The organism is Pseudoduganella sp. RAF53_2 (assembly GCF_052113985.1).
Classification (GTDB): domain Bacteria; phylum Pseudomonadota; class Gammaproteobacteria; order Burkholderiales; family Burkholderiaceae_D; genus Rugamonas.
The window spans coordinates 1-6,375 of the sequence record NZ_JBFRDW010000345.1; the positions used below are offsets into that span (position 1 = coordinate 1).

Consider the following 6,375-nt stretch of genomic DNA (forward strand, 5'->3'; position numbering starts at 1 on the left):
CGATCCGGGTGCGGCCGGCGTGATTGTCACGCTGACGCAGATCGGCTACTGCCTTGGCCTGCTGTTCATCGTCCCTCTCGGCGACCTGCTGGAAAACCGCAAGCTGATCGTCACCCTGCTGCTGGCGACTGCGCTCAGTCTCGTCGCTGCCGCATCCACCAGCAGCGCCCTGCTGTTCCTCGCCGCCGCCTTCGCCATCGGCCTGACCGCCGTTGCCGCGCAAGTGCTGGTGCCCATTGCTGCCCACATGTCCTCGCCCGAACGGCGCGGGCAAACGGTGGGCACTGTCATGAGCGGTCTGCTGCTCGGAATCATGCTGGCGCGTCCGGTCTCCAGTCTGGTCGCCGACGCACTGGGCTGGCATGCCATCTTCGTGATTTCGGCCGTACTGACGGCGCTTCTGGCTTTGGTGCTGAGCAAACGGCTGCCGCTGCGCCAGCCGCATGGCACCATGCGTTACGGTGAACTGCTGCGCYCCATGTGGCATCTGCTGGCGACCACACCCATCCTGCGCCGCCGCGCGGCTTACCAGGCTTGCACCTTCGGCGCCTTCAGCCTGTTCTGGACCACCACGCCGCTGATTCTCTCCAGYCCCAAATTCGGCCTGTCGCAAACCGGCATCGCGATCTTTGCATTGGTCGGCGTGGCAGGAGCCATCGCCTCGCCGATCGCAGGCCGCCGCGCGGACCAGGGGAAATCCCGTTCGACCACTGCGATGGCGCTGGCAGCCGCCATGCTGGCATTCGCCGTGCCCTTGCTGGTGACGGGCAGCCGCGAATTGGAACTGGGCCTGCTGGTTGCTGCTGCGGTGGTGCTGGACATGGGCGTTTCCGCCAACCTGGTGGTGGGCCAGCGCGCCATCTTCACGCTGGGTGCTGAAGTGCGCAGCCGCCTGAACGGACTGTATATCGCCATCTTCTTCCTCGGCGGCGCGCTCGGGTCTTCACTGGGTGCGTGGATGTTCTCCAACTATGGCTGGCAAGGCGTGATGTTAACCGGCTTGCTGTTCCCGGCCGCTGCGTTTATCCTGTACCTGACGGAGTTCACCGAACAACGCGCCATAGCGTGAGGCTTATATGCCCTGGTTCAGGCCAGATCAATCACCGCAATTATTTGGACAGCTGCTGGTCCAGAATCACCTCGTGACCGAGGACCAGCTGGCGCGCGCCATCGCGCAGCAGCGCAGCACGGGCCAGCGCCTGGGCGACATCCTCACCGAATGGCATCTGCTCACGCAGCAGAATGTGCAGGAAATGCTGCGCAAGCAGCGCCACCTGCGCATGGCGGCCGCCTTTATTGGCGCCCTGCTCGCACCACTCGAATTCTATGCAACCGAAGCCAGCGCGGAGCCGGTCGCCATCGCGGCGCAGCCGGTGGACGATGCAAAACTGAGCGGCGTTACCGGTCAGGGCCTGCGCGGCGATATGGCGCGCGAAGTGCGCCAGCAGCTGCATCGGAACGGCGTGGAAGTGGTGGGTGATCTCGCCACACTGCTTGATCCCGTACTGGTTATCGTGGAATCGGACTTCACTCCGGATATGGCGCTGGTCGAGCCGGGCCGCGCTTCGGCCATGAGCAACGCCGATGGCACCATTTCTTTAAGCCTGCCTTTTACGGCGGGCGAACTCAGTGTGCGGAATGTGCGCGTCCAGGGCAACAACACGACGATGCAGGCCATCGACCTCACCACCACCGTCACCTACGTCAAGCACTGATTTCTTAGTGCGCCCACATCCTGACCTGGCCGGTCATGTGCACATCCCCACTGACATTGAAGCTGCCAAGGCTGTTGGTGACTGCCGCATTGGGATCATTCTGCACGCTCATCGATTCGAAGCCRAAGTTCGTGTAGTGCACCGTGCCCGGCAAGGTCAGCGCCACGTAGTCGCCGCCGTCCGGTTTCTGGTGCACGTCGATGCTCACGGTGGACATGTCGATCACGCCGCGCACATTGCGCAGCACGACGTAGTGCGATTGCGCGCCATCGTTGAAGCCCAGTGACAGGCGGCTGTCGCTGACGGCGCCCACCAGCGAAGGATCGTTGATCACGATGTGGGCGGCGAAGCTGATGCCGTCGCGCGCATTGACCTTCTCCAGTTCCTTGTCGTCCAGCGCCCGCAGCGGCGGTGCGGCGTGTACGGCGCCGGTCAGCAGCAGTGCAAAGGCGAACAGGCGCTTCATTGGCGGAACTTGATATCGAGGTACTGGATCTGGATCGAGCCGATGCGCGATGAGCCCAGATCCGTGGTGCCCGTCGCCGGGCTGGTGAAGGAAATCTTGTCGATCTGGATGCCGCCGGTTGCGGCCTGGCCGCTGCCGTACCTGGCGTCCGGCCAGTCGATGCCGATGTGCAGACGCGGACCATTTTCGTCGGCCACCGCGTTGATCACGGCCGGCTGCGAAGCCACATCCGCAATCTTCCATGGCGCGCCGGTGAAGTTGCCGTCCGCATCGACCTCGCCGATGTGAATGCCTTGCAGCGCGATTTGTTCGCCAGCGTTGTCGCGGCCTGCCGGACGCAGTGCGAACTGGCCGATGTCCATGCGCAGGCCAAGGCCGAAGGCGACACCATCGCTCACACGCGGCGTGGAGAATTGCCAGCCGCCGCCCTGGAACACCACGTCGTTGAAGACGAAGCTGCCGGCGTTGCGCGTGATGCCATCGGCCTCCACACCGAGGTCATAGGCGAACTGCCATTTTTGCGAAGCGTCGGTATTGGTAGGCAGGGAAAAGCGGATCACATCCGCCAGGCCTGCCGCGCCGGAGATGACATCAAGCCGGTAGGGATCGGAAAATTCGACCGGGCTGTCGCTGCGCGCAGCGCTGAAGTTTTCCTTCCAGATGCTGTAGCCCGGCGATGCAGTGAAAGTCGCGCGCGCCGTGCCGTTCATGGAGAAACCGGACAAATCAAAACTCACGCCATCGCCGCCGCGCACCGCCGACAGCGTCTCGTCGCTCAGCGGCTTCAAGCCTTTGGCGCAAGCAGGCGCGCAGGCGAGGCAGAGGACGAGAGCAGCGATTCGCATCAGCGCACCGGTGGCAGATTAGGAGGCGTGATGCCGTTGGTGCTGATGGCTTGCAGCTTGTCACGCCAGTTCATCCAGATTCCTGCCTGCGCCATATCGGGCAGCTGCGTGGTGCCGGATGGCGCCTGGAATTGCACGCCCGTCTTCAGCACCGAAATCCAGAAGTCGCGGCTTGGACCGCTGGCGTCGCCGGCGTGTACGCCGCCCAGTTGCGCCAGGCTGAGACAGGAACCGGTGCAGCTGCCATCCCAGCGCTTGCCGCCGCCGGTGGTGTCGGTGTGCGAGTCGAGCGTGACCGCGGAACCGTCGGCGGCAGTGCCGTTGACCAGCATGGAACCGGACAGGGTATTCAGCTTCAGGCCGACATCGCCACTGATGGCGTCAAAGCCGAAGCGCATGCCCACTACTTCGCGCGGCGTGGACGGATCGGTCCCGGCGCGATACACGAATTCGAAATACGGATTGGAGATCTGCACCGTACGCTGGGCGGCCGTGCCATCGCTGCGGCCAAACTGCAGCAGGGGCATGTCGATATCCGCGCCCGATTTGGAGGCGTAGGTGTAATCCCCCAGGCGCATATTGCGGAAGTTGGCGTTCAGCGTCACGTCCGCATCGAGCGCGACACGCGTGAAGTCGAAATCGCCGAGACGGCTATTGCTGATGGCGATGAGGCCCTGGCCGCGCGTGCGCGACAGTTCCTCATCGCTCATCGGCTTCAGCTGCGCATAGGCCGAGGTGCAGAAAAAGACGGCCGCCGTAGCGGCCAAACCGAGACGAATGCTCATGGGTAAAAAGAGAAAGCGGCCGGTGTGCCGGCCGCCGGGTTCAGATTAATGAGCCCAGATCCACACGGTGGTGCCGCGCAGGTCCAGCTGGTTCATAGCCATCGAACCGTAGGATGCGGTGCTGCCGCCCATTTTGATGGAGTCAACGGAGATGTTCAGCAGCTTGCCGGCAGCAACTTGCACGTCAGCCGGGATAGCGATCTGCACCACGTCGCCGCCCGATACCGGGTTGTAGAAGGTGCCTGGGTTGGTCACGCCAGCAGCGCCGGCAGCAGCCAGGAAGGAGTTCTTCGACAGGATGTCGATGGAAGCAGCGATCAGGCCGTTGACCTTGATGCCGTTGAAGCTGACGCTACCACCACCCATGCCTTGTGCATCCAGAGCGTCGGTGTCGGTGTAGACGAAGGAATCCATCTTGATGTTCAGGTTTGCAGCGATGGACACACCGTCCTGGCCGGTAACAGCGCTCAGCTCGGCATCTTTGATCGGGGTCATGGCCGAAGCGGACAGGGCCAGGGTGGACAGGGCAACGGCAACAGCAGCGGTAATGCGTTTCATAGGTGTATCTCCGTAGGTTTTTGGTTGATTTGTTCGTCCTCCGCGTCCCCTTATGCCATACCGCCCGGTAAGATCGGTGCAGCGAGACGCCTTCTTAATATTTTTTCAATATTAATTAAATTTATGATAGGTTTTCGCGCCCGGCTGGGTCTAGCTTTTCGCATTGACCGATCAAGCCAAATAGTTGGCCTTGCGAGCCATCAAGAGTGAAAAGCGTGTTGCATCAAAGTTGCGACGTCGGTTGTTTGCCACACTGCCCGCGGTCCCGTCCGTTTCTCGTATCTCCTTGTTCCATAAGGAAGAAAACCCGCGCGCACATGCGCACGCGTGATAGCACTTGTTGAGTAAAGCGCAATAGAGTTGTGCCTCTAATTATTTTGCTGCCGTGCTCGTGGCAATCATGCGTTAATCCTTACAAAAAATATAAGTACGAACGCTCGCTTTTTAAAAGCACGGTCGTTCGATAAAAATAAATAGACGAGACGGAGACATCCATGGGAGACATCCTTTTTCGCGCGCGCGCAGCGCGTGTGGGCCCTGCTATCCCTACGCAAGGGAGGGCGCCATGCTGATGCTGCTGATGGGCGTCATTGCGGCCCTGATCGGCGGCGCTGGCGTGTTGTCGCGCCACGACGTGGCGGACCGCCCCAAAGACCAGTACGAGATCCCACAAAGCCTGGTGGGCGGCGGCGCCTATGCCTCGGAAGTCACGATCGAGCCCTACTCTGAGCTCAAGTACAAACACATCGTGCGCCAGGCTTACGACTTCAGCTGCGGTTCCGCTGCGCTGGTCACCATCCTCACTTACCACCTCGGCCTGAAGGTCACCGAGCAGCAGGCCATGGAAGGCATGCTGGAAAAAGGCGAGAAGGAAAAGATCATCGAGCGCCGCGGCTTCTCGCTGCTGGACATGAAACGCTACACGGCTGCGCTGGGCGTCACCGGCGCCGGCTACAAAGCCGAAATCAAGGACCTGCTGGAGCTGACCGAGCCGGGCATCGTCCCCATCACTTATGGCGGCGCCAAACACTTCGTGGTGCTGCGTGGCGTACGTAACGGCATCGTCTACATCGCCGATCCGTCGGCCGGGAACATCGTGTTCTCGGTGGAGGACTTCTCCAAGTGGTGGGACAACAACACTCTCTTCATCCTCTCGCTTCCAGAGGACAAGAAGCCGCCGGCGCTGCTCGCGTTGACGGACAAGGAATTGGGCGTGGTCGATATGGACCGCGTGACCAACCAGGGACGGCTTGACGCCCTCAATCACGCCACCCTGCAGCTTGAACGTGCCGTCAACTCCGGCGTTTCCGGCACGTGGATGCATCGTCAATAAGTCAGCATAAGGAACCTAAGTATGAAATTGAGCAAACTGCCTGTCTTTCTTGCTTCAGCCCTGCTGGTGCACACGATGAACGCAGGGGCCCAGGAGAGCCAGACAACCACGCCCGTCAGCGCGGACGCCGCGCGCGAAGCACTCGCCAAGAAAGAGGGTGAAGGCGACCAGACCGCGCTGCTGAAGGAAACCCTGACCGCAGTCGACAAGCAATACTCCCTGATCCGCAAAGGAAAAATCCAGTACACCTATGACCTGAACTACAGCTATATCGGCCAGGAGAAAATCGTTACCGACTTCACCACCAGCGGCCTGACGCTGTTCGACATCGAGAACGTCAACTCCCACATCATCACCAATACCTTCTCCGCCGATTACGGCGTGATGGACAATCTGACCGCCAACGTCACCCTGCCCCTCATCACCAAGTATGCGGAAACCAAGGGCCACAGCGGCGTATCGAATTCGGTGGGCGACATCTCGCTGGGTGCGCGCTTCCAGCCGTTTGAAGCGCGCCGCGATACCGCCGGCCTGACCTTCACCGGCAACCTGCGCCTGCCGAGCGGCCGCAGTCCGTTCAAGATCATCGCCGGCAGCGGCGAGGCGACCGGCAGCGGCGTGGCTGCGCTGTCGCTGGGCCTGAACGTGAACCGCATCGTCGATCCGGTTGCGC

At 61.5% G+C, this 6,375-nt stretch carries 7 protein-coding genes and 1 pseudogene; 4 read left to right on the forward strand and 4 right to left on the reverse strand.

Going from position 1 to position 6,375, the window contains the following annotated elements; genetic code table 11:
• A partial coding sequence (locus AB4Z11_RS19470) for an MFS transporter (RefSeq protein ID WP_442027017.1) occupies window positions 1-1,069 on the forward strand: 1,069 nt, incomplete at its 5' end.
• 73 nt (window positions 1,070-1,142) lie between these two features.
• Window positions 1,143-1,715, forward strand: a complete 573-nt coding sequence (locus AB4Z11_RS19475) for a hypothetical protein (RefSeq protein WP_442027018.1) — start codon at window positions 1,143-1,145, stop codon at window positions 1,713-1,715.
• 4 nt (window positions 1,716-1,719) lie between these two features.
• Here the strand turns inward: AB4Z11_RS19475 and AB4Z11_RS19480 are convergent, their stop codons facing one another.
• Genes AB4Z11_RS19480 through AB4Z11_RS19495 form a run of 4 tightly spaced genes read right to left on the reverse strand, consistent with a single transcriptional unit; the run spans window position 1,720 to window position 4,369 of the window.
• Window positions 1,720-2,181: a hypothetical protein gene (locus AB4Z11_RS19480; protein WP_442027020.1), complete on the reverse strand. Its 462-nt coding sequence runs from the start codon at window positions 2,179-2,181 to the stop codon at window positions 1,720-1,722.
• Window positions 2,178-3,026, reverse strand: coding sequence for a hypothetical protein (locus tag AB4Z11_RS19485; protein WP_442027022.1), 849 nt, complete (start codon window positions 3,024-3,026; stop codon window positions 2,178-2,180). Before AB4Z11_RS19485 ends, AB4Z11_RS19480 begins: the two co-directional genes overlap by 4 nt.
• Window positions 3,026-3,811 (reverse strand): hypothetical protein, encoded by a 786-nt coding sequence (locus AB4Z11_RS19490; RefSeq protein WP_442027023.1) that lies wholly within the window; start codon window positions 3,809-3,811, stop codon window positions 3,026-3,028. The genes AB4Z11_RS19485 and AB4Z11_RS19490 overlap by 1 nt, the downstream gene beginning before the upstream one ends.
• Before the next feature lie 45 nt (window positions 3,812-3,856).
• Window positions 3,857-4,369, reverse strand: coding sequence for a DUF6160 family protein (locus AB4Z11_RS19495; protein WP_442027025.1), 513 nt, complete (start codon window positions 4,367-4,369; stop codon window positions 3,857-3,859).
• 565 nt (window positions 4,370-4,934) lie between these two features.
• Here AB4Z11_RS19495 and AB4Z11_RS19500 point away from each other — a divergent pair.
• On the forward strand, window positions 4,935-5,702 hold the full coding sequence (locus AB4Z11_RS19500) for a C39 family peptidase (protein ID WP_442027027.1): 768 nt from the start codon (window positions 4,935-4,937) through the stop codon (window positions 5,700-5,702).
• A 21-nt stretch (window positions 5,703-5,723) separates the two neighbouring features.
• Window positions 5,724-6,375, forward strand: a pseudogene (locus AB4Z11_RS19505) (transporter); the annotation flags it as partial.